General features: G+C 40.5%; 19 protein-coding genes. 7 read left to right on the top strand and 12 right to left on the bottom strand.

Annotated features, from left to right (window positions below):
* Positions 1 to 67 precede the first annotated feature (67 nt).
* From IPJ09_02230 to IPJ09_02240, 3 genes are read right to left on the bottom strand one after another with little or no spacing between them, the layout of a single operon-like run.
* Positions 68 to 1036: a D-glycero-beta-D-manno-heptose-7-phosphate kinase gene (locus IPJ09_02230; GenBank protein MBK7370258.1), complete on the bottom strand. Its 969-nt coding sequence runs from the start codon at positions 1034 to 1036 to the stop codon at positions 68 to 70.
* Complete coding sequence (locus tag IPJ09_02235) at positions 1036 to 2253, bottom strand: 3-deoxy-D-manno-octulosonic acid transferase (GenBank protein MBK7370259.1); 1218 nt, start codon at positions 2251 to 2253, stop codon at positions 1036 to 1038. The genes IPJ09_02230 and IPJ09_02235 overlap by 1 nt, the downstream gene beginning before the upstream one ends.
* Positions 2254 to 2262: 9 nt before the next feature.
* The gene (locus IPJ09_02240) at positions 2263 to 2976 is read right to left on the bottom strand and encodes a hypothetical protein (GenBank protein ID MBK7370260.1); all 714 of its coding nucleotides are present in this window, start codon (positions 2974 to 2976) and stop codon (positions 2263 to 2265) included.
* A gap of 204 nt (positions 2977 to 3180) precedes the next feature.
* Here IPJ09_02240 and IPJ09_02245 point away from each other — a divergent pair, with 204 nt between their 5' ends.
* Genes IPJ09_02245 through IPJ09_02255 form a run of 3 tightly spaced genes read left to right on the top strand, consistent with a single transcriptional unit; the run spans position 3181 to position 8042 of the window.
* Positions 3181 to 4122: an SDR family oxidoreductase gene (locus tag IPJ09_02245; GenBank protein MBK7370261.1), complete on the top strand. Its 942-nt coding sequence runs from the start codon at positions 3181 to 3183 to the stop codon at positions 4120 to 4122.
* Positions 4122 to 5177 (top strand): dTDP-glucose 4,6-dehydratase, encoded by a 1056-nt coding sequence (gene rfbB, locus IPJ09_02250; protein ID MBK7370262.1) that lies wholly within the window; start codon positions 4122 to 4124, stop codon positions 5175 to 5177. The genes IPJ09_02245 and rfbB overlap by 1 nt, the downstream gene beginning before the upstream one ends.
* Before the next feature lie 6 nt (positions 5178 to 5183).
* Complete coding sequence (locus IPJ09_02255; protein MBK7370263.1) at positions 5184 to 8042, top strand: SLBB domain-containing protein; 2859 nt, start codon at positions 5184 to 5186, stop codon at positions 8040 to 8042.
* Between the two features lie 2 nt (positions 8043 to 8044).
* On the opposite strand, the gene IPJ09_02260 is transcribed toward IPJ09_02255, so the two are convergent.
* Genes IPJ09_02260 through mce form a run of 4 tightly spaced genes read right to left on the bottom strand, consistent with a single transcriptional unit; the run spans position 8045 to position 13722 of the window.
* Positions 8045 to 11248, bottom strand: coding sequence for an ATP-dependent helicase (locus IPJ09_02260; GenBank protein ID MBK7370264.1), 3204 nt, complete (start codon positions 11246 to 11248; stop codon positions 8045 to 8047).
* A complete protein-coding gene (locus IPJ09_02265; protein MBK7370265.1) occupies positions 11245 to 12510 on the bottom strand; it encodes a serine hydrolase in 1266 nt (421 codons plus the stop codon). Before IPJ09_02265 ends, IPJ09_02260 begins: the two co-directional genes overlap by 4 nt.
* A 46-nt stretch (positions 12511 to 12556) precedes the next feature.
* A complete protein-coding gene (locus IPJ09_02270) occupies positions 12557 to 13306 on the bottom strand; it encodes a sulfite exporter TauE/SafE family protein (protein ID MBK7370266.1) in 750 nt (249 codons plus the stop codon).
* Positions 13307 to 13311: 5 nt separating this feature from the next.
* Entirely contained in the window at positions 13312 to 13722 is a 411-nt protein-coding gene (gene mce / locus IPJ09_02275; GenBank protein ID MBK7370267.1) for a methylmalonyl-CoA epimerase, read from the bottom strand.
* A gap of 107 nt (positions 13723 to 13829) precedes the next feature.
* Here mce and IPJ09_02280 point away from each other — a divergent pair, with 107 nt between their 5' ends.
* On the top strand, positions 13830 to 14603 hold the full coding sequence (locus IPJ09_02280; GenBank protein MBK7370268.1) for an AMP nucleosidase: 774 nt from the start codon (positions 13830 to 13832) through the stop codon (positions 14601 to 14603).
* Positions 14604 to 14611: 8 nt separating this feature from the next.
* On the opposite strand, the gene IPJ09_02285 is transcribed toward IPJ09_02280, so the two are convergent.
* Positions 14612 to 15400 carry an SDR family oxidoreductase gene (locus IPJ09_02285; protein MBK7370269.1) on the bottom strand — a complete coding sequence of 263 codons (789 nt, stop codon included), beginning with the start codon at positions 15398 to 15400 and terminating at the stop codon, positions 14612 to 14614.
* 109 nt (positions 15401 to 15509) lie between these two features.
* Between IPJ09_02285 and kynU the strand changes: the two genes are divergently transcribed.
* Positions 15510 to 16784 carry a kynureninase gene (gene kynU / locus IPJ09_02290; protein ID MBK7370270.1) on the top strand — a complete coding sequence of 425 codons (1275 nt, stop codon included), beginning with the start codon at positions 15510 to 15512 and terminating at the stop codon, positions 16782 to 16784.
* 41 nt (positions 16785 to 16825) lie between these two features.
* Here the strand turns inward: kynU and IPJ09_02295 are convergent, their stop codons facing one another.
* The 3 genes from IPJ09_02295 to IPJ09_02305 are packed head-to-tail and all read right to left on the bottom strand — an operon-like array spanning position 16826 to position 19690.
* The gene (locus IPJ09_02295) at positions 16826 to 18052 is read right to left on the bottom strand and encodes a hypothetical protein (GenBank protein MBK7370271.1); all 1227 of its coding nucleotides are present in this window, start codon (positions 18050 to 18052) and stop codon (positions 16826 to 16828) included.
* Positions 18049 to 18495, bottom strand: coding sequence for a Rieske (2Fe-2S) protein (locus IPJ09_02300; protein ID MBK7370272.1), 447 nt, complete (start codon positions 18493 to 18495; stop codon positions 18049 to 18051). The genes IPJ09_02295 and IPJ09_02300 overlap by 4 nt, the downstream gene beginning before the upstream one ends.
* A gap of 4 nt (positions 18496 to 18499) precedes the next feature.
* The gene (locus IPJ09_02305; GenBank protein MBK7370273.1) at positions 18500 to 19690 is read right to left on the bottom strand and encodes a thiol oxidoreductase; all 1191 of its coding nucleotides are present in this window, start codon (positions 19688 to 19690) and stop codon (positions 18500 to 18502) included.
* A 211-nt stretch (positions 19691 to 19901) separates the two neighbouring features.
* Between IPJ09_02305 and IPJ09_02310 the strand changes: the two genes are divergently transcribed.
* Together IPJ09_02310 and IPJ09_02315 are read left to right on the top strand one after the other, a co-directional pair.
* The gene (locus IPJ09_02310) at positions 19902 to 20678 is read left to right on the top strand and encodes a UDP-2,3-diacylglucosamine diphosphatase (protein ID MBK7370274.1); all 777 of its coding nucleotides are present in this window, start codon (positions 19902 to 19904) and stop codon (positions 20676 to 20678) included.
* 98 nt (positions 20679 to 20776) lie between these two features.
* On the top strand, positions 20777 to 21589 hold the full coding sequence (locus IPJ09_02315) for a hypothetical protein (protein ID MBK7370275.1): 813 nt from the start codon (positions 20777 to 20779) through the stop codon (positions 21587 to 21589).
* A gap of 60 nt (positions 21590 to 21649) precedes the next feature.
* Here the strand turns inward: IPJ09_02315 and rnpA are convergent, their stop codons facing one another.
* Entirely contained in the window at positions 21650 to 22072 is a 423-nt protein-coding gene (gene rnpA, locus IPJ09_02320) for a ribonuclease P protein component (GenBank protein MBK7370276.1), read from the bottom strand.
* Positions 22073 to 22074: the final 2 nt, after the last annotated feature.

The raw sequence follows: 22074 nt of genomic DNA on the forward strand, positions 1-22074 counted from the left end.
TATTTTATTAAAAATATTAAGGTTATACATGCAAAATTGTTTTTTGAAACTGCAATAATAAATAGATCTATTGATAAAAATGAATTAGTTCTTCAAGTTGGATTGCATGTACTCCGGGTATACTGCATACATGTCCGGCTGCCTGGTTGGAGAGTTGTGCAATTTCCATCAAAGATAACGCTTTCATAACACCCAATGTTGCTACAGCGGTGACTGTATCTCCAGCCCCACTGACATCTGCCACCTGCCTGATTTCTGTAGGCACGATAAAGCTCGAATGACCATCACTGATATAGATGCCATGTTCGGCTAAAGTGATCATGCTGGTTTGATGGTTCAATTTTTTTCTGAAATATTTATCCGCTTTGTCGAGAGTTGTTTTGTCAGCTGACACCGGAAAGGGGACCTGGCTGGCGCATTCTTTGAGGTTAGGTTTGAATAGGGTACATCCTTGGAAGGAAAAAAAATTACTTTTCTTCGGGTCTACGATCACAGGAATCTCAAGCTCCTTTGCTTTTGTCAGGAGGAATGTTATCAATTCATTGGTTAACAACCCCTTATTATAATCTTCCAGGACGATAGCCTGAGGAGGTAAAACCTTGAGTTGTTCTGTGAAAGTAGACTGGAAAGCTTTGAGGGATTCATCAATTATATCTACTGTACTTTCATGGTCGATGCGGATCATTTGATGATTGCCGGCTATCACCCTTGTTTTAGAGGTGGTTGGTCTGTCAAGTTCACTGACCAGATGATGGTTTATTTCTTCAAGATCAAGCATAGTAGCCAGGTATTCTGATTCTTTGTCAGCTCCGACCAGGCTAAATAAGCTCACATTTGCTCCAAGTCCCTTCAGGTTGGCTGCTACATTGGCCGCGCCGCCCAATGCATGACGGGTATTGGTATGGTTGAGAATGGGGATAGGAGCTTCTGGGGATATGCGATCGACCTTACCATATAGATAAATATCCAGTATGATATCTCCGATGACCCAAACTTCGGTGCCTGAAAATGATCTTATCGCGTCTAAAATTGCCATTATTTTGGTTGCTGTATCAATGGGCGAAGGTAATCAATGATTGTAGCTGTTGCGCCTGCATTCTCTGAGAAGTATCTGCCAGATTGGTTCTTAATATCTTGCACTTTGTCAGGAATGATATTTTTCCATTTTAAAGCCATAGTTTGAGCGTCTTCTACACAAAACGCAATTCCGATAGTGATCATAGACTTTGCCTCATTAAATTGTTCGTAGTGCGGTCCGAAGAACACCGGTATTCCGTAGACTGCAGCCTCTAGTGTATTGTGAATCCCTCTGCCAAATCCGCCACCGATATAGGCTACCTCTGCATAAGCATAAAGCTTGTTAAGCATCCCAATTTTGTCCAAAATCAATACTTTAAAATCGTTTTGAATCCAAGTAGAATACCTCACCGGTTGATATCGATCAAATGCTTTCAATAATCTGTTGATCTCCGACTCTATGGGTTCGTGCGGCACAATGATTAAGCTATGGGTGTCAACGAGCTCTAAAAATTGTAATAATAATTGATCATCCGCAGGCCAGGTACTCCCGGCTACTAAAATGGGTTTCTTGGTATCAAGATTCTCAAACTCTTCGATTTTGAGATTATTTCGAGCGATCGCAACTACCCGATCGATCCGCGTATCCCCAGCTACGATAACATGTAGATATCCCAACCAGGTTAGTTTTTGTTTAGAGGCTTGATCCTGAACAAATATCACTCGTGCATTGAATACTTGCTTCAGGAGCCATCGATAATACCATTTTAACAAATAATGACTGTCTGTCCACACACTCGAAATGAAAAAATAAGGGATATCCTGCTCGATCAAAGCAGCCATATGACAATACCAAAATTCATATTTGACAAATAAGGCCATTTTGGGTCGAGTCTTGTTCACGAAGGACTTAGCTTTAGGAAGGGTGTCCATAGGCATATAACCCACCCAGTCTGCCAATTCATAGTTTTTACGGATATTATAACCCGAACTGGAAAAAAAGGTGAGAATGATGTGTTGCTCAGGCCATTCTGTTTTTATGGCTTCTATCAGTGGTCTGCCTTGTTCAAATTCTCCCAACGATGCACAATGAATCCATATCGGATGGTTTAGGTTTTCAGGATATGTTTGACTTTTCCTACCGTTAATCCACGACCGCGCCCCTCTATGGAAAAGCCCAGCAATGGGTAATATCTGATCGGCCAGGTATCCTAAAATTATGTACAAATATTTCATGCTGAGGCTTTAGTAATAAATCTCATCTGGGTTTTTTCTGCTAAAAATCGGAATTAGCCATTTTGCAGTTATGAAAAACAGACCGTCTGATGATGATTTAAATGTTTTGAGCGGTAGATCTAATTGAAGGTTTCTTCTCAATGAAGTACAGGCTTCCGTCAAACCAATTTCGATTTCAAAATTTATAAGTCTGTTGGGGCTGGCATATCGATAAGCCAAAGACTGAGTGAGCCCCAGGCCGGCTGACATTCTATCATATCCATACCTGTTGGACCCCAAAATAGGCTCAAAAGTATTCCCCTGATCCTGAAATCTAATCCAATGGGCAAACCAACCCGGTTGTAATCCCAGGCAAATAATATTTGATGGATTGATCTTAAATAGTTTTTTCAAAGTAATCCCCATAAATATCCCGCGCATTCTAAGATCCACCTGAGCCAATTGGTGGTCACTGCCTATGAGGTCTCCCTCCTTGGTTCGGTAGATCGAAAGCACATCTTCCTTCACAGTAGAACCGAAAAAATAATTAATTGAAGGCCCTATTTCCCATTTTCGCGATCTATAGATGGTAGCCACGTGTAGCATCCCGAAAGACCCATACCTATTTTTAAGCTGGTCGATCGGTGAGCCAAATCCATATCCCAATGAGATAACTGCTCGGGGTGTAACACTGTCTGCTTGAGCCCAAATAGAGCCACTAATCAGAGATATCCATGTTAACACAAACCATTTTAGCTGCACCAGGCAAAATTAGATAAAATAAACAGGCAGGGACTCTCTGAATATGACTATAAATCGTCGAGAAATTGAAAGTAGGTTTCAGATGACCTTCCTAGTCGACCTTTTAGCCGTTTGTTATACTAAGCATCCTGCAAAAAAGTTGATTATCATGGCTTTATAAGCTATATTTGCGCCTCTTTTCTTACAATGGTTGAAAAAAAAATACTGATTACCGGTGCAGCTGGTTTTTTGGGATCACATCTCTGTGATCGATTTATTGCAGAAGGGTACCATGTTATAGGCATGGACAATCTGATCACAGGTAGTCTCAGGAATATCGAGCACTTGTTCAAACTAAAAGAATTCGAATTTTATCATCACGATGTGAGTCGATTCGTGCACGTGCCTGGCAAACTGGACTTCATCCTTCATTTTGCTTCACCCGCCAGTCCTATCGACTATTTAAAGATGCCAATTCAAACTTTAAAGGTTGGGTCGTTGGGTACGCACAACCTTCTCGGATTGGCTAAAGAAAAAAAATCCCGCATCTTGATTGCCTCCACCTCAGAAGTATATGGAGATCCATTAGAACATCCGCAGCGTGAAGAATATTGGGGCAATGTCAATCCGATCGGACCTAGAGGAGTCTATGACGAAGCTAAAAGATTTCAGGAAGCAATCACCATGGCTTATCACAATTATCATGGTCTTGAAACCCGAATTGTGAGGATTTTTAATACTTATGGTCCGAGGATGAGGGTGGAAGACGGCAGAGCTTTACCAGCATTTTTTTCTCAGGCTATAAGAGGAGAGGATTTAACCGTGTTTGGAGACGGGATGCAGACCAGGTCATTTTGTTATGTTGATGATCTTATAGACGGTATCTACAGATTATTGTTGAGCGACTATCATCTTCCGGTCAACATCGGTAATCCGGATGAAATCACTCTCAAGGAGGCCGCTGAAGAAGTGTTGAGCCTGGTCGGTGGCAAATCAAAACTACTATATCTTCCTCTGCCAGTGGATGATCCCAAGACCAGGCGACCGGATATCACCAAGGCTCAAAACCTCCTCGGGTGGCAGCCTAAAATAAATCGTACCGAGGGCTTTAAACATACATTGGATTATTTTAAACAAATTTTGGATTGATGAAAGAAAATAAAACCATTTGGGTCACTGGTGGGGCTGGTTTTATAGGCTCCCATGTAATTCGTCATTTTCTTAAAAAATACACCTACAATATAGTTAATGTCGATGCCTTGACCTATGCAGGCAATCTATCCAATCTTAAAGATATCGAACATTATAGCAACTATCATTTTGCACATGTAGACATTACTGATCAGGGTGCTATCCAGTCTGTGATCGAAAGACATCCTCCTGATTGGATTATCCATCTTGCTGCAGAATCACATGTTGATCGTTCGATCATGGATCCCCTGGCATTTGTAAAAACCAATGTGATCGGCACAACCAATTTGTTGCTTGCAGCCAAAAATCTTTGGAAGGACCAGACTGACAAATTGTTCTATCATATATCCACGGATGAAGTATTTGGCAGCCTCGGACCTACTGGATTTTTTAATGAGGATACTCCATATGATCCTAGATCCCCATATTCAGCTTCCAAAGCGGCCTCTGATCATCTGGTGAGAGCTTATTATCATACCTATCATTTACCCATAGTCATATCCAATTGTTCGAATAATTACGGTCCATACCAGTTTCCGGAAAAACTCATCCCCATTGTCATACAGAATATTTTGAACAAAAAACCTGTTCCGGTATATGGTGATGGCTCAAATGTCAGAGATTGGTTATACGTGCAGGATCATGTGGAGGCGATTGATCTGATTGCACACAAGGGAAAAAGAGGGGATACCTATGCTATCGGCGGGCATAATGAATTGAAAAATATAGATTTAGTGCGATTGTTGTGTTCTATTATGGATCAAAAGCTTGGCAGACCGGTTGGCGAGTCAGCAGATCTGATCCAATATGTCAAAGACAGACCAGGGCATGATATGCGTTATGCCATAGATGCTTCAAAGCTTGAAAGTGAGCTTCATTGGACACCTAAAATTATGCCCGAAAAAGGAATGGAGATGACGATTGATTGGTACTTGAAAGAAAAAAAATGGCTGCAAGAAGTGACCACAGGTGCTTATCAATCGTATTATACCCAACAATATCAAAATCGATAAAATCAAATGAGCCGTCAACACCATATCAGTCTGTTTAACAATAGAGCACGCTTTCGATGGTTTATCAGTGCACTAGTTACATTTATTTGTTTTTCAATATCCTATGCACAAGTACCTAACTTATTGAATCCTCAGAGAACAGCCTCCTTAGAGTTGACCAGGCGAGGTATCACTGAAAAGGAACTTACTGATAAACTGGCAGAGAAAGGTGTTTTTCTGGACGACCTTCAGAGTATGACGCCTGATGAAGCACTACGGTTTCAGTCTGTCATAGAACAAGCTCTATCTGAATTGGAAGCGGAAAAATCAGGACGAAATTTAGACCAATTTAATGCGTCTGACACTACTGTTCGCCCCCCGGTTAGAAAATCAGTGCTCGATAGTTCTGTGGTTTCCAATCCAGCTGCACCAGTAGCCCAAAAAGTAGATTCCATTCCTTATTTGCCTGCTGTCACGACTTCCAAAACTACCAATACTCAAAGTTCAATCAGAGCCAATCCATTAGACATCTCTGGCCTGGTATACGGGCAGGAAATATTCAAAAACAAAAGTCTGCAAGCTTATAACAAATCAGAAAATATCAAACCACCGGACACCTATGTATTGGGTGTAGGGGATATCGTCAATGTGCACATCTTTGGACGGTCGAAAGTAGATTTTAAAAACCTGGAGATCAATGCCCAGGGATATATTCAACCATCTTCTTTTCCCAGGATATACATAAAAGGTCTAACCTATTCTCAGGCTCGGCAAGTGATAAGACAAAACCTTTCTTCATACTTCGTATTTCAGGCAAATGAGTTTGAAGTCACGATAGACTATTCACGGGAGATAGGTATTAATATATATGGTGAGGCAGAGCAAATCGGTACTTTTAACATGCCCGCCACCAATACTGCTTTCAATGCTTTGGTTGCAGCCGGAGGTCCGAATCGAATCGGAAGTGTGCGCAATATCAAACTGATCAGAGGAAAAACAACCAAAAAGATAGATGTCTATGAATTCATAGCCAATCCGGCAGTAGCTCAAGATCTGTATCTCGAACAAAACGATATCATTTATATTCCTGTCGCAGAAAGGGTAGTGAGCATCACCGGTGCAGTCCGGAGGCCAATGCGTTATGAACTTACCAGTGGAGAAAATTTGATGAAACTTATAGAATTTGCTGCAGGTTTGCGTGAAGATGCTTTCAAAAAAAGTATTCAGATCAGGAGATATGTGGATGATATCGAAAAGATCATTGATGTGCCCTTAAAGGAATTAATGGATGCTAAAGACGATTTTACTTTATTAAGTGGTGATGTGGTCAGCATAAAAACTATTCCCCTTCCATTAGAAGCGGTAGTGATTATCGATGGCCGTGTAGAGACTCCAGGTACTTACGCATTTATTGAAGGTATGCGGATCTCTGACCTCCTTGCAAAAGGATTGGTCAGACGCGGAGCCAAGACAGATCTCGCTTTTTTAATGCGACTCAATGATGACGGTACTTATTCTGTAGAACGCATCAATGTTCAAGCAGTGCTTGATGATCCAACCAGTCCGAGCAATTTAACATTAAGACGCCAGGACAGGCTGTCTATCTATTCTCTGTCTACGTATATCGATGCAGCATATGTCTCGCTCTCTGGGGCGGTGAGACAGGGGGTACGACTGGCATTTGATCCCAATAAAACACTCAGAATTAGTGACCTGATCGTCATGGGGGGAGGATTGGTGGAGGATGCTTTGGATTTTGGATATATCAAGCGCATCAATAAGGACAATTTCGTTGAAAGAGACTATATACTTTTTAATTCAAAGAAAGCTATAGAATCTCCCGGGTCTGCGGATGATCTTTTGCTTGAACCCAATGATGAGCTTATCGTCTACAATGATCGAACCTTTTTTGACCAGACTTTTGTGACCATCTCCGGATCAGTCAGAAGGCCGGGTACTTTTGCATACGGACCAGGGTTTACTCTTAAGGATATTGTCATCCAGGCCGGTGGATTTACGATGGAAGCTGCCACCAATAGGATAGAGGTTTTTAGAGTCGTTTTGGATGAAAACCGACCAACTAAAACAGTGGTAGCCAATCTCACACTTAATAGGGATGTGACCTTAAACGACCAACAGGGTCAGTATGTGCTCAAACCATTTGATCAAATCCAGGTACGCACGGTCCCTGATTTTAAACTTCAGCAGAATGTCACGATTGAAGGAGAAGTTCAGTTTCCAGGTACCTATGCTTTGATAAAAGATAATGAATCTCTGGTCGACCTTTTTAAACGTGCCGGAGGACCTACAGCTGAAGCGTTCATAGATGGAGCTACGCTCTACCGAAGTGAAGACAATACCGGCTATATTGTATTTAGAATGCCCAGAGCATTGAAAGATCCTCAATCGGAGGACAATTTATTTTTAAAAGAGGGCGATAGATTGACTATTCCTAAAATCATAGATTATGTGAGAGTAGAAGGAGCTACTGATGTTGCAGAATTGTATCCTGAAAAAGTAATCGGGGCCAATAATAGGATCAACATTGCTTTTGAACCTAATAGAAATGCTAAATATTATGTAGACCGTTATGCTGCTGGCGTCTCGCGTGATGGTTCCCGAAATCGAATTGTAGTCGAACAGCCTAATGGAAGAATCAAGAAAACCCGAAATTTTGGAATTTTTAAAGTATATCCTAAAATCCAAAAGGGGAGCGTGGTTCGTGTAGGTACCCGAGACTTACCTAGAAAAAGAGTTGACTCGAATGGAGTCGCCGTTGTAAGAAGGACGAAAACTCCAGTCAATTGGAGTAAAGTATTGGCTGATACCATGGCACAAGCCACCGCGGTATTGTCCTTTATCTTATTGATCCAAAACGTGAAATAAACTTAATCCTGTGTTTCGCTAAAATTATTTCTGGAATTAATTAATTCATGATTTTTGATATAATTACACCAGTCGCAACCTGAATCTTCGCACCCTATGTCAAACTGATGGTCAGTAATTTTAGTGTAAGTTTCCTTTATTTGCGAAGCTACCAATGTTAAATCTTCAGGACTATATTCGTATGGTTTACATTCAAATTTTTCAGGTTCTAATTTATTTGGTTGCAAAAACAAAATATTGGCCTGATAAGCATCCCACCTATTTTTAGTGTCATGATCCAATAAGAATTTATAGAAGGCTCCTTGTCTCCAATAATCTCCTCCCTGGCTTCCTTTTTTGGAGGTTCTTGTTTTCTTGATCGAACCGGTACTATCCCCTCGTCCTGATTTAAAATCTACAATGATGGACCGATCACCATATTTCAATACCTGATCAAGCTTGCCATTGATTGGGATACCTTCAAAATTGATCCTGTCGAGGTAATACTCCAATTTATAATCCGTGACATTTTTCCAAAGAGTATGATGTTGTTTAAGAAATAAAGGAAGCTGATGTGAAAATTTCCTAATCAAACCTTCATATTCTTCCTGGGTAAAATACCACTCGTTTCTTTTCATAGAGGATACAAAAAAATCTACGAGATATTCCTCATCAAAAGTTTCGTTTTTCAAAGCCTGGTAAAAATATTCGTGCAAGGCTTCGTGTACACTGATGCCCAGACCCAGGTGAGCATTGATGGCCCTGGGCACTTTGAGTATCTCTTCGAAATAAAATTTTCTTGGACAGTCCAGGTATAGATTGAGCTCGGTGCTACTCATCACAAAAGTCTGCAGAAACTCATCTATGAGCTCGTGGTTGATCAATGCAGGGGGAGTAAGTTTTTTATTTTGAATGAGCAACATCTTTTCTTTGAGCAAGGTGTCAGGTACTTCAGTAGGCCGGGGATCGACCTGGAGGAAATCTCTCAGCTCAGTGACAAAAGTAGACGGCCTCTGCGCATTGTTTTCATTATCAGCCAAAGGCCAGGATACAATGAGTTCTCGACGAGCCCGTGTCATAGCTACATAGAAAAGACGCCTTTCATCATGAGGTTTGTTGGCCCTGGTTTGCTCAATTTGAGATACATGATCCGGTAATTTATAGGGTTGATCGCCAGTGATATTAAATCCTTCCCAGTCAGCAGCGATGGCATACATGATCCAAACTTTTTCATATTCCCTGCCTTTGGCACTGTGAGCAGTGAGCAGATTGACTCCCTGTTCTGAAGAGTAACCTGTTTCAATGGGGAATTTGAGGTCGAAGTTTTCCATTTTGGTAACCCTTCCAAGAAATTTTTCAAGCGTAAGGCCGGGATTTTCTACAATTTCGTTTTTAATCACTTGAAAAAAAGTGTTGATCGATCTTAAATGCCAGGTTCGATCATTGGATTGAAGGGCCCACTGTAACATACCTGATGAGCGAAGGATATCTTCGCATATCGTTGGCAAAGTTTGCACCGGTGGCAATGCCTTTATCCATGTTTGGGTGTTCTGAATAAACTGTGTGAGTATGGATCGATCTTCAAACGTAGCTTCTGGCCAGGAGGCAGGATCCAATATTTTTTCAGCCAGGTTTTTATTGTCCCTGGTCCTTCTTTCGAGAAAGGCGATTTTGGCGACATCATTGGGAGATAAGCCCCAATAAGGAAGGTACATCAGCTGAATCAGATAAGGCTCACCGCTTTGATACATATGATATTCTGCATCGAGATATCGTAGCAAGATCAAAAAATGTTGGATAAATGGCTCCTCTAGAATATTTTTCCCTAACCTTAGATTGACAGGAATCCCCTCCAGTTCAAGCAAATACAATAAATCCTGCATCGTCCGAGTATGACGACAGATGATCGCCAGTTCAGAGAGATTGAGTCCGAGATTTTGATGCCCTTTGCAAAAATCGAAGATAGCCAAAGTCTCCTGTTGCGCATTTTGATACGGTTGTAAAAGAGGGGGTTTGTTCAATGCGGATGTAGTAGAGGCTACCAGCTTTTTACTGATCTTGGCTAATATGTGCGGGGGAATGCTCAACTGTTGATTTTGGACTCGGCCATGCTCCAGTTTTTCAATAACGTGATTGGCAGAATCCAATAAAGCCTGGGTAGATCGAAAGTTTTCTGTGATACATATGATATCGATGGATGGGTACCTGGTGATGATATTTATCAGGTTTTGCTCATCGGCTCCCTGAAATCGGTAGATAGCCTGATCATCGTCACCGACCACAAAGAGATTGGGGTTTTCCCAGTACTCGCACAGTTTAAGTAAGATATTGTTTTGGATAGCGTTGGTGTCCTGAAATTCATCTACCAGGATGTATTGATAATTCTCCTGGTATCGGGCTAAAAGTTCTGGGTGCTCACCGAATGCTTCCTTGACCCTGATGAGCATATCCTGAAAGTCTATCCATTGATTGGCTTGCATTTTGTCCTGGTATGCGTAAAATGTTTGCAATGCATCTATAGCCCGCTCAAACTTGGCTTTGTCCAGGTAATAATCTTTTTTTAAATCCCCTTTTTTTGAATTAGTCAAAGGATTGTGTCTCTGATACAAGTACTTGCCCTCTGTGTGCATTTTGTCTATATAGTCTCTGATGTCTTGAATCAATTTGGGGATATCTCGTTCTTCCTTTTTGATATTCTGATATTGATTGGACAATCTCCGGATGTCAAAATGACGATCCCCGATCACTCTTTTAAGCACATGATCATCCGGCAGCTCCAGGAGGATTTGTTCTATCAGCTCAAATCGCTGAAGATCGCTGGCAAGCTTAAATTTTTTAAAATCAAAAAAATACTCTGGGTTCTCCTGTAATACTTTATTGCAAAAAGCGTGATAGGTAAATATGTGGGCTTCATGAGCAGCAGGACCAATAAACGAAAATAATCTTTCTCTCATGGCCTGGACGCCAGCATCTGAGTAGGTAAGGCAAAGGATTTGGTTGATACTGGTATCGGTTTGATCCAGGATATACCCATACCGTGCAGCAAGGACCTGGGTTTTACCGGTGCCCGGGCCTGCGAGGACCATGACAGGACCTTCTATTAGTTCGACAGCTTTTTTTTGATCCTTAGTCAGTGTACTTAACGCATCGTAAAATGCATCCTTCAATTTTTTTCTATCCAGTCCACTAAAGAGATCAGGTGTATTAGAGGGAGATTGGTTTTTCATTCGGTGTAGTCAAATTTAAATGCAGTCAGATCAGGTTTTATTTTTTTCTTTCGATGCAATTCTAGGTTGTAGATCGAAGTACCTAGTTTACTTAGATAGGGTAGTCCTATACTTTCATACTCATACATGCCGTCATTGTAAATATCATTTCGATTGGTTTTGACAGTTGCTGCCAATATAAACTCCACCTTGTTTTTAAAGTCTACAATATAAGCTGCATCTGTCAGGAAGCCATAGGCCCACCCGACTTTATTAAATATTCTGATATGATCTGGAATCCGCCCTTTTTGATCACCATATAGAAAAAACTTACAATAACCATCATAGTGAGTGCTGTCATAGGCAGGATATCTGCTTTCTCTAGGCAGCGTCGACATACTTTTTCTAATAAAACCCCATTGAGCAGGCGATAGATCAAAACGATGAGAGGACTCAATTGACTCCGGAAACATGATCGACTGGATCATCGAAGCCATATCCCCCAACGAAAAATAATTTTTCTCCGAGAAATCAAAAGGTATATGGATCAACGAATCCCCTTTGAGATATCCTGTACCCTTACTTACAGCCTTAAGGTTTTTTATCCTCATATCTTTTGCATTATATTGTTCAGCCTGATTATACTGCATCAGGTCTTCATGATAGAAAGCAATCGGATTGGTGTATTTGTTTGATTCATAGTCAAACTGAGGTGCATCCAATCGATGGATAATATGGGTGTGACTATATCCAAGTTCCCTTAGCCTGGTATTCAAAGCTTCCTGACCTAAAAATTCGTAAAGTCTATTAAAAGCATCATTGTCACTGACTAAAAATATTTTTTTAATCAAATGTCCGACACTAGGCAATTTATTGAAGGCCGTACTATCCCTGGTCATCTCAGTCTGAGGCACTCTGGAGGCCAGGATCTTCATCGGGGTGTATAGATCCAGATCAGGATAAGTTTTATTAAGCTGATTGATTTTTTCTGCGGCTAAAAGTGCGGTCGGCATTTTGACCATGCTTGCAGGATAAAAATAATGATCTGGCTGAAGGTTCCAGTGGAAGGATTGAAATCGGGGTATATTCTGTTGATTTCGATCTATCCGGATATAGACTATTTGGGATTCATATTGATTAAAACTATCAAGGACATTCCGGATTAAGGGATCCTGACGAATGACTTTATCCATAGACCTGCTGCTTTTGTACGAGCGACCTGTACTACATCCTGTCAAAAACAAAATAGCTGAGGACCATATAAATATCTTCAAGTGGTGCATATAAAGGCAAATTTACTAGCCTCAGCTCCAATCAAAGGATTAAAGTCTAAAGAAAAAATTGTTTGATGATCGTTATGCCGGTGATGGTCAATAAGAGGTAATAACTCAATTTCTGGGCCTGGGGAATCTTATCCAGGTATTTTACACCCAACCAGGCACCGACAGATTGGCCGGTAGCTAAAAAAATAGCTGTACGTAAATCAAACAACCCATTTAATCGGAAGATGAAAACTGCTACCAAAGTAAAAAGTCCGACAATGACGATTTTGGCGGCATTGGCATTACCCCAGGGCAGCCTGCCTAGCATGACTGAAGTAGCCAGGAAAAACACTCCTACGCCTACCTGTATCAATCCACCGTACACGCCTATGATAAAATAGATAGGCCAGATATACCAGGGAGCTTGATAGTCAGAAGCAATATTGGTTTTAAGCCATCGCTCTGGTTTAAAGATCAATATCAAAAATATGAAAACTAAAAACCAGGGGTATATCTTTCTAAATGATTGATCATCAATATAAGACGCCAATAATATCCCACAGATTGCACCTACTCCAACCACCAACATATAACGATAAGTGCCTTCCAGCTTCAATCTTTTGTGATGGTATAGACTTGCCGTACCTGCGATACTTTGGGTTAGTACCCCCAATCTATTGGTACCGTTGGCTATAGAAGGAGAAAGGCCTACCCATTCTGTACAAAGGCTGAGGGTGATGACCGAGCCATTTCCCGCTAAGGTATTGATGATGCCGGCGATCACCCCTCCAAAGATCAAGAGTCCATCTGATAGCATCGTCTTTAAGTAGGGCTGGATATAGATTGGCAAAGCTCGATCAATACTCCATGGGATTCTTTGGGATTCATAAATACGATGAGTTTTTGATCAGCTCCCATTCGAGGTATATCGGATATAAAGGTGAATCCTTTTGCTTTAAATTGTTGAATGGACTGATGGATGTCGGCTACTTCAAAAGCAATGTGATGAATGCCTTCTCCTCTTTTTTCGATAAATTTCCTGATTGGACTGCCCTCGATAGTAGATTCCAATAGTTCGATTTTGGAGTCTCCGACATCGTAAAATAAGGTGGTGACTTTGTCAGACTCCACGATTTCTTTTTTGTAAGGCTCTTTATCCAATAAGGTGCTGTATACTTCCCGGGCGACAGCAAGATTTTTTACGGCTATGCCGATGTGATCTATTTTAATCATCTGATTTGAAATATGGGTTAAAATTAATAAAATATATTACAATTTTATTTAATGTGTTAATCTTTTAAATTCTATATCTTAGTGGTAAGAACTTTAATTTTAGGCATATGAAATCAAAAAAGGAAATCGTCGACAATTGGCTCCCTCGGTATACAGGCGTGCCTTTGGAGCGATTTGGAGAATATATCATCCTGGTCAACTTCAATAATTATGTTGAATTGTTTGCCAAGTGGCACGATGTGCCCATCGAAGGGGGTGGCCGTGCAATGTTTAGCGCCACTGCTGAAAATATCACGATTATCAATTTTGGTATGGGGAGTCCAAATGCTGCGACGATCATAGATCTTTTATCGGCTATTAAACCAAAAGCATGTATTTTTTTGGGCAAATGTGGCGGACTCAAACATGAAAAAATTCTGGTCGGCGACCTTATATTGCCTATAGCAGCTATTCGGGGTGAGGGTACAAGTGATGATTATTTTCCAAAAGAAGTACCGGCACTCCCAGCGTTTGCGCTCCAGAAAGCAATATCAACTACTATTCGCGATTTTCAAAGAGATTATTGGACAGGTACTGTTTATACGACCAACCGCAGGGTTTGGGAATTTGACGAGCAATTTAAAGAATACCTGGTTTCTCTCCGGTGTATGGCTATTGATATGGAGTCGGCTACTATATTCATTACTGCATTTAAAAATCAAATACCTGCAGGAGCATTGCTTTTAGTTTCGGATGTACCCATGGTGCCGGAAGGCGTAAAAACCGAAGAAGGAGATAAATTAGTCACCAAAGATTTTTTAGAAACCCATTTGCGCATCGGCATCGATTCACTCAAACAATTGATCAATAATTCTTTGACGGTAAAACATCTTAAATTTTAGTGCAACAATCACATACTTTTGGTGCGACCGCCGTCTACAGCGAGGTTGATCCCGTTGATATAAGAGGCTGCCGGACTGGCAAGAAAAGCTACCGCTGCAGCTATTTCCTCAGGGCGACCAAATCTTTTTAAAGGGATATCTTCCATGGCTTTTTCTTCGACTTCAGATTGATCGAGCTGAAGATTTTTGGCTCTGGTGGCAAATAACTGATCCAACCGTTCGGTAGAAGTAAAGCCAGGCATAACATTATTTACAGTGATACCAAATTGGCCGAGTTCGTTTGAAAGTGTTTTGGCCCAATTGCTGACGGCTGCCCTCATTGAATTGGATAAACCCAGGTCAGTCAAAGGCTCTTTTACTGAAGTGGAGGTGATGTTGATGATGCGTCCATAACCGTCAGCTTGCATGCCAGGGACAATTAATCTTACCAGATCATGATTGATGAGAAATAATTTTCGGAAAGAAGCCTCGATATTGGAGAGGGTAAAGTCCATCATCTTGCCTGTTGGAGGTCCACCCGTATTATTGATCAGAATATGGTAGTTTCTCCCTGAAGTCAATGCATTTACTTTTTTGTGTACATCCTCACTGTCTTCATAATCTGCCATCAGATAGTCGTGATCCTGACCTTCAAACACTCTCGGCAGGCTACTTAATACGCCTTCGAGCAGATCCTTTGACCGCGCCAAAAGTGTAACGTTAGCACCCAGCGCAGCAAGTTCTACAGCTATGGCTTTTCCAATTCCCTTACTGCTGCCGCACACTAGTGCATTTTTATATCTGAGAGACAACTCCATGGTTTATTTTTTCTCAAATATGTAAATAATTTTCTGAAGATGCATTGATCTTTTCATTTTGATTTCAAATCCTACTACATCAAAGATTAGTTAGTATTTTTATTGCACTATGATTAGTCCTGACCAAATAATTTTTGCCGAAGAACAAGATAGGTTAGATCCACTCGCCTTTCTTAGAAATCAATATAACTTACCTAAAGAACGTGATGGAAGCCCCTCCATTTATTTATGTGGGAATTCACTCGGATTACAACCTCTCAAAGCACACGAGTACGTGAGTCAAGAGCTTAATCGCTGGGCTGCACTAGGAGTTAAGGGGCATTTTGAAGGTGATTTGTCCTGGGTAGATTATTCAAAAAGTATGGTCCTTGCTACCAGTAAAATCGTCGGTGCTCAAGCTGATGAAGTGACCATCATGAACACCCTCACTGTAAATATACATTTGATGCTGGTGAGTTTTTATCGGCCCGAAGGGAAAAAGAATAAAATACTGATAGAGCATAGTCCTTTTCCATCTGATATGTATGCATTAAAATCTCACCTGAGGTTTAAAGGACTGGATCCCCATGAAGTACTCATAGAACTCAAACCCAGGCACGGGGAGTATATTATTCGAAAGGAAGATATTGAGACTTGTTTTTACGATCATGGTGATACGATCGCCCTGGTTTATGTGGGCTCTGTCAATTATTTAAGTGGTCAGGCGTTTGACATTTCTGACCTGGCACAAAACGCCCACCGGCATGGAGCCATGATTGGAGTCGATCTGGCACATGGGGCCGGCAATATAATCCTCAAACTCCACGATTGGGAGGTTGATTTTGCAGTCTGGTGTCACTACAAATACCTCAATGGAGGACCTAATTCATTGGCAGGCTGTTTTATTCATCGCCATCATCACGGTAAGGCCGGAATGTCCAGATTAGAAGGTTGGTGGGGACATGATGCACAAAGAAGATTTTTGATGGAGCCGGATTTTATTCCGATGACAGGAGTACAAGCATGGCAATTGAGTGGGCCTCCGATACTTTCACTGGCAGGTATGCGGGCAGGAATCGAAGACTTTTATGCTGTAGGGATGGAGACATTGCGTGCTAAATCCGTGATCTTGACCCAGTTTCTGCAGGATTTGATTCTAGCAATAGATGATCCGCGCATCAGGATAATTTCTCCTTTGACTTCCGATCAAAGAGGATGTCAGCTATCTATAATGCTATCGCCTCCAGACAAAAAAGTATTTGAGGCTTTGATCGCCAGTGGAGTTGTTGTCGACTGGAGAGAACCTGGCATCATGAGAGTAGCACCGGTACCGATGTATAATAGTTTTGAAGAGGTATATAAGTTTGTATCTATTTTTAAATACATTCTAAAAAAACAGTCTTGATGTTTATTCGTTGATTGGCTAAATCTCAAAATATCCTTTCATTAAAAATAGCTAGAAATCCCAAAGTTAAAACCTGCTGTCAAAGCTGGTGGATTACCCAGGAGGTCTTTTTGTTTTAAATATCTATAATTGAGGCGCAATACACTTTGTGTTGAAGGCCTGAAGCTTATGGAAGGCATTATACTCCAAAGCTCATCGCCAATTTTGCCATCGGTTTCTTTAAATCTTCCTATGTTCCAATCGACATATTCGAGTCGGCAAGCAACATTAAAAGAAGCCTGGTCCCATCCAAACATTTTCTTTGAAATTATGGGTTGAACTAAATCTACGAATCCTCCAATTTGTTTTTGACCATATTGTTGGGTATAGGATTCGGGAACCTGAATTTTGATAAAGGCCCATTCTGTTGTGACGCTGGTTTTGGTTGATGTTATGGTTGTATTAAAATCCAAAGCAAAAACATCAACAATCCTTTTTTCATCCAATATGATTCCGTCATCCTGGTATTTATTGTATGCACCTCCCATATACGATAATCCCAATTCTCCAATTTTTTTATTACGGACGGCTACTTTGCCTGTAAATAAGGGTAGGCCACTATTCAATTCTTCGAATCGCTCAGGATTGGCTTTTGCCGCAGGAAGAAAAGATTTATTTTCTTTATTATCTATAATCGAATGGTCAAAATTTCCGGAAAAATAAGCCTCATAGCCTAACATCCAGTCTTCCTTATATTTTTTTCCATAGATACCAAATCCTGCATTACTCCAAGTAGAAGGCAATAATTGAGTGGAAGGAATTGGTCTATCATTAAATTCCCACTTTGGACCGTCATGGTTTTGATTGAAGGATCCGATTGGATTTAAGATCATACCACCTCTTAAATTGAGTAAAGGGTTTATTTCAAAGTCTACAGCAGCATATTCTACAGCGATTTTTTTTCCACCATCTTCAAATTCAATTTCACTTAAAAATTTTAGTCTTTGTTGGATTGTGCTGGATATGAATAAAGACATGCGTCTGAATTGAAATTGATGTCCCTCGGAGATTCCATCGGTACCAAGATGTTGCCAGTTAGTTTCTACATAGCCTCCAAGGGCCACAGGAAGTTTGTCATCGGTCACAAATGGACGGTTATAGACTGCATCCATATTGAGAAGGGGCCTGGAGGTATCCGTTTCGTTTTGTTTCAATAGTAGTGGATCTATTTGAGCCACGCAACAGCTTACCCATCCTAGGATTAGAATGAAAGTGATTTTTTTTTTCATACCGACTTAAGGGAGATTTTGAGTTGTTCTGGTTCTACCATAATAGGAAATAGCCTAAGTGATTTGTCAGCAGGACCATTGGTAAAACTTCCATCCTTTGAAAATTCACTACCGTGCGCAGGGCATTGCAGTTTGTCACCTAACACCTGGAGCTCAGTGCCCTGATGTGTACAGCGCATCCATAATGCTGTAAATTCAGTCTCACATTCTCTAAATATGCAAATTGGATATTTGAGTCGCCTATTTTGTACGATGATATAATCTCTATATTGCTTCTCTTCATTTTTGATCATCACGAAATCTTGCAACGGCACGATAAGATTATCCCCTACAATATCCACATCCAGTATTTTTAAAGAAACACAAGCATGCAGTATACCTGAGAGCGCAAAACCACCGAGACAAATGGCTCCACATGATTTAATAAAATGATTTCTCTTCATGTCCTTATAGTGATTTTAAAAAACGAAGTAAACTAGACTTTTCAATAGGGGATAATGCACTATAAGTTTTTACGACGCGATCAGCTTCTCCCCCGTGCATTTCGATGGCTTGATCAATGCTTTGGGCACGGCCATCATGTAATAGATAATAATGTCCACCCTGTGAGGCAGGAGCCAATCCCAATCCCCACAGAGGAGGAGTGCGCCATTCGGCGGTAGTAGCAGAGCCCTCTGTGTAGCCATCATCCAATCCTGGGCCCATATCATGGAGTAACAGATCTGTATAAGGATAAAAAGTTTTGTTTGACAAGGCTTTAATGGTTGATGTACGTGTGTGCAGGCTTTGCCGGTGACAAGATTCACAGCCGATATCAATGAATAGTTTTTTGCCCTGTACAACAGATGGTTCTTGATTATTTCTGGGGATAGGGGCTTTTAAAGTCTGAAGGTAAAAAACTACATTTCGCACAGTTTGATCAGGTATTTCCGGGCTAATAGATCGACCTGAATAGGTGTCGTAGGGTTCAAAAGAAGTATTTATACCCATATCTTGGTTATAAGCATTGACTGTCTGATGCAGAAGGTCAAAAGCGGCCCCTTTTTTGCCAAACCGGCTTATATTTTTTCCATCTTTTATTACAGCAGTAGGCGGGATATTGACATAGGCAGGCACTTTTGTCCAATTAGGGATACCGGATATGCCATCCCCATCTTTGTCTTCCGGATCAGCCATGGATAAGATTTCCTGATCACTTACCAATTCTATAAATCCCAATCCAGTATTGGCCGGAGGTACCAGTTTTGAATATGTGGCTCCTACTGGTAAAGCTTCAGGTAAATAGCCTGGTATAGCTCTATGTTGTAACTGAGGGCCACCAAGATTCAAATATTTATTACCTGATGTATCTGATTGTCCAAACCTTGTCAGTGAAGTAAAGGGATGCCCTTTACCATCTCCGGCATGGCAGGCTCCACAACTACTGGCTACGAATAATGGACCCAGCCCGGTGGATGAAATAAAAACCTCATTGTTAAATGCAGCATCCCCAGCTAAAAATTGGATAGATTCAGCTTGGGTTAGGCCTATTACTGGCCCATCCAATACTTCTTCATCTGATGGCAGACCTGGTTCTAATACATTGCAAGTCAATAATATAGATGAGCTTGTTATCACTAATGCTAAGAATTTTACCATTCTTTGGTACTGACTTAAATCAAAAGCTGACCAACTAAATTTGATATATTTCATATAGTATAATCTATTAATTAGATAGGTCTAAAAATAAAATTACACAAATCTAAGTATAATTATTTAGGCAGCAATAAAAATGTAGTACTTTCTTTATAGTCATGGCGATTACAAGCTTATTATATACTTTTGATCCTTCGATCATTTTAAATTCTAATTGTTGAAAAAAACATTTTTTTGTTCAGATTTTCATTTCGGCATACCAGCAAAAGAGTCTACTAAGGATCGTGAGAATCTACTTTTAAAATGGCTTGAAGAATCGGCACCGGACATGGACGCACTTTATGTCCTGGGTGATTTATTTGACTTCTGGTTTGAATACCGGCAGGTCGTACCTAAAGGCGGAATCAGGGTATTGGCCGCACTGTCTCGTATTCAGGATCAAGGCATCCCTGTTCATCTCTTTACAGGCAATCATGATCAATGGATGTTTGGATACATCCACGAAGAATTAGGCATCTCCTTATACCACGATCCTATCAAAGTCAATAAGTATGGCAAAAACCTGGTCCTGGGTCATGGGGATGGATTGGGGCCTGGCGACCATGGATATAAGTTTATCAAAAAGGTATTTCGTAGCCCCATATCGCGGCAACTTTTTGGCTTGATTCCACCTGGTATCGGTATTCCACTGGCCAAATATTGGAGTGGCGCTTCGCGGATTAAAGGTGTGAAAGAAAATAAGTTTTTAGGGCCCGAACAAGAATGGCTCATTCAATATTGTGAGGCCCAGATTAAAGTAGACCCTGTGGATTATTTTATATTTGGTCATCGACATTTGCCCATTGACTGGAAGTTAAGTAATGGTGCGAGATATATCAACCTTGGAGATTGGTTACAGTATCACTCATTTGCTACCTTGGATCAGGATGGATTTAAATATCAGTTTTATCAGGATCTGATAAGCAAACCGTATTCAAATTTTTTTATTTAATAAAATTGTATGTACTGACCTGGTGGAGTGAACACTGTAGCTATCACACCAAGAAGGGGCAGTTTATTCATCTTATGTTAAATACAATCTTACTTAAAATGAAATTGTTATCCAGCATATTTTTAATTATTTTTTCTTCCTTAATTGTAAATGCTCAGGATATTTCCATGCGTACACTGCATCCTAAAGACACCATCAATATACCCTGCACTTCGGTTTGTACCAACCTTAAGGATCTGATCTATGCAATTACAGACCAGAATGAAGTCCTACTCCTTGATACCAGTGGCAAGATATTAAAGCGATATTCTAACAATTACCTGGGCACCCCTCAATTCATTTATTTTCAGAATCCTTTACAACTGGTTTTGTTTTATCCAGCTTACCAGACGATGATCATCCTGGATCATTCTTTTAACGAACTTGTTAGGATTGCATTAAGCACATTGGACATTCCTTATGTGCACACAATTGGACTCACTGCAAATAGAGAGATCATTTATTTTGACAACAATAATCAGCTGTTTCGTAGAACCAATTATGTCAATAAAATAAGCCAATCTTTTATTGGTTCTCCAACTAGACAAATCGGTCAGATTAAGGTCATTCTAACCCGAAAAAACGAATTTAAGGCTCAGACAGAACATGAACTGATAGGGTGGGATGGTTCGGGATTCTCACAAGGGGCCACTTATGGTCAAATCATAGAATGGAACGATGAGTCCATTTTATTTTATAACCCTACAAGTCCAGCCTTCGTTAATTATATTAGTTCTATTAGTGGTATACAGGTAGTTAGAACTAGTTTGCCGGAGTCATTTAATAATATCATTAGCATTGGCTTATTAAGGGAGGGGGTTGTGGGCATCGACGGATCTGGTCACATCATCATTTTTCGAACTAAAGGATGAGGCCAAAGCATGAGAACTTAGAAAAGCGCGATTTTAGTTTTGTAGAGTCTGTCAATCAAATTAAAGTCCACTAAATCGAATTACTTTTTTTTCTAGTTTCTGAAGCACCAGGATGGCAGTCTGCTCCAAAGATTTGAATTCAGCAGGTGCTTTATTGGTGTAGATCCACATCATATCTACCTGAACTGAATAAGTTTTGCAAGAAGCTATTAGTAAAGTCTTGTTGAGGCGGTACACTTCCCTCAGTAGTCTTTTTATCCTATTTCTTTGGACAGCATTGGCAAAGTTTCGCTTTGAAACTGATACCGAAAACTTAGGAAGGGCTGATTCAGATTCGACTTTTGCCAACTGATATATAACGCGAATAGGAGGAACGGTGATTGCTTGTCCGTATTCAAATACAGACTTAATGATTTTTCGAGATTTGAGCTTTTCTCTTTTTGGAAGACCTTGGTCACCCGAATGTATTACATCGGGATTCATAC

This window comes from Saprospiraceae bacterium, assembly GCA_016709995.1.
GTDB lineage: Bacteria > Bacteroidota > Bacteroidia > Chitinophagales > Saprospiraceae > JADJLQ01.

Bases quoted from the DNA above. Each gene is read 5' to 3' on its own strand.
- IPJ09_02230 (MBK7370258.1), bottom strand. From the start codon at position 1,036: ATGGCAATTTTAGACGCGATAAGATCATTTTCAGGCACCGAAGTTTGG.
- IPJ09_02235 (MBK7370259.1), bottom strand. From the start codon at position 2,253: ATGAAATATTTGTACATAATTTTAGGATACCTGGCCGATCAGATATTA.
- IPJ09_02245 (MBK7370261.1), top strand. From the start codon at position 3,181: ATGGTTGAAAAAAAAATACTGATTACCGGTGCAGCTGGTTTTTTGGGA.
- rfbB (MBK7370262.1), top strand. From the start codon at position 4,122: ATGAAAGAAAATAAAACCATTTGGGTCACTGGTGGGGCTGGTTTTATA.
- IPJ09_02255 (MBK7370263.1), top strand. From the start codon at position 5,184: ATGAGCCGTCAACACCATATCAGTCTGTTTAACAATAGAGCACGCTTT.
- IPJ09_02260 (MBK7370264.1), bottom strand. From the start codon at position 11,248: ATGAAAAACCAATCTCCCTCTAATACACCTGATCTCTTTAGTGGACTG.
- IPJ09_02265 (MBK7370265.1), bottom strand. From the start codon at position 12,510: ATGCACCACTTGAAGATATTTATATGGTCCTCAGCTATTTTGTTTTTG.
- IPJ09_02270 (MBK7370266.1), bottom strand. From the start codon at position 13,306: ATGCTATCAGATGGACTCTTGATCTTTGGAGGGGTGATCGCCGGCATC.
- mce (MBK7370267.1), bottom strand. From the start codon at position 13,722: ATGATTAAAATAGATCACATCGGCATAGCCGTAAAAAATCTTGCTGTC.
- IPJ09_02280 (MBK7370268.1), top strand. From the start codon at position 13,830: ATGAAATCAAAAAAGGAAATCGTCGACAATTGGCTCCCTCGGTATACA.
- IPJ09_02285 (MBK7370269.1), bottom strand. From the start codon at position 15,400: ATGGAGTTGTCTCTCAGATATAAAAATGCACTAGTGTGCGGCAGCAGT.
- kynU (MBK7370270.1), top strand. From the start codon at position 15,510: ATGATTAGTCCTGACCAAATAATTTTTGCCGAAGAACAAGATAGGTTA.
- IPJ09_02295 (MBK7370271.1), bottom strand. From the start codon at position 18,052: ATGAAAAAAAAAATCACTTTCATTCTAATCCTAGGATGGGTAAGCTGT.
- IPJ09_02300 (MBK7370272.1), bottom strand. From the start codon at position 18,495: ATGAAGAGAAATCATTTTATTAAATCATGTGGAGCCATTTGTCTCGGT.
- IPJ09_02305 (MBK7370273.1), bottom strand. From the start codon at position 19,690: ATGGTAAAATTCTTAGCATTAGTGATAACAAGCTCATCTATATTATTG.
- IPJ09_02315 (MBK7370275.1), top strand. From the start codon at position 20,777: ATGAAATTGTTATCCAGCATATTTTTAATTATTTTTTCTTCCTTAATT.
- rnpA (MBK7370276.1), bottom strand. From the start codon at position 22,072: ATGAATCCCGATGTAATACATTCGGGTGACCAAGGTCTTCCAAAAAGA.